Below are 1,061 nucleotides of genomic sequence, written 5' to 3' on the forward strand. Positions count from 1 at the left end.
AAAGTTTGTGTTCAAAACCCACTTTTTCATACTTCTTTTTTCGGCAGGGTGTTTTTTTTGATTCTTCCATAGATTACTAAATATGATAACTTTTTTAGTCAACCTATTTCAGGACGATGCGTTGGGTTAAATTACAGACAACGGTCTCGTATATGAAAAGTAGCAGAGTAGGTAAGCTGTTTTTTCAGATTTAAACAAATAAAGCAGAAAATAGCAAAATACTTAGTTTAACCCTTAACTGCTATTTTTTATATACCGTGTTGGTAGCCGTTACTGTTTAATTTCTGCTTCCATACTACACACTTCAGCACAACCTCCACCATCTAGACAAGCTTTAACCGCATTACCTACACATCTAGCTTGTCGCATTCCTGCTCCAATTCCGCTTAATTCTGGGCATTCGGTTATTTCTCCTGTCTTTTCACAAGAAACTTTTATTCCACCACCTTCATTAGATTTCGATGCTTGTTTTGAAAAACCTTCCGCAAAACCATATTCAAATTCGTTTAAATATCTTATGTTTTCAATGATATAATTCTCTCCTTCCATTCGAATGTCAAATTTTGCAGCCACATATGAAGTACTCTTCGAAGTTGATTCATCACTATTGCCACCCAAATTAGATTTTATATTGCTGATTTGTTTTTCAAAGTCAATTAGAGCTAATTCCTCACTGTTTTGTTCCTCATTTGATGTAGAATCACTTTCGCAATTAGTAAATGAGATACTAATACCTAAAAGAAATAAATAGAAAAAATACATTTTTAAAGTTTTCATGTTATAAGTTTTTATTGCCCATTAAGGTCTTGGGCTGTTAGGTTTCGACCTTAAGTCGGTATTTATTCTTCACTTTCAGAGAGTCAATTTACGTTTTTTCTTTCAAATTCCGTAAGACGGATGGTCTTTAAATCACTCTATTTCGGTTCACAAATGGCTACCAACGGCAGTCTGTCCCAAAACCGCCTTCAGATTTTAATATAAAATTAGCTTATTAGTTTCAAACTACCGAAGCTTGTAAAAAGGAGGGCGAAATTTTGTTTTGCTCCAAACTACCATTAATT

The 1,061-nt window shown here is 33.8% G+C and carries 1 protein-coding gene; it reads right to left on the bottom strand.

What is annotated here, in order from left to right; all coding sequences use genetic code 11:
- Positions 1-270 precede the first annotated feature (270 nt).
- On the bottom strand, positions 271-777 hold the full coding sequence (locus tag HCO57_RS16565) for a hypothetical protein (protein ID WP_167989948.1): 507 nt from the start codon (positions 775-777) through the stop codon (positions 271-273).
- Positions 778-1,061: the final 284 nt, after the last annotated feature.

The sequence above is a fragment of the Croceivirga sp. JEA036 genome, assembly GCF_011882165.1.
GTDB lineage: Bacteria > Bacteroidota > Bacteroidia > Flavobacteriales > Flavobacteriaceae > Croceivirga.

Excerpts from the sequence above, each read along its gene's own strand:
- HCO57_RS16565 (WP_167989948.1), bottom strand. The coding sequence starts at position 777 with ATGAAAACTTTAAAAATGTATTTTTTCTATTTATTTCTTTTAGGTATT.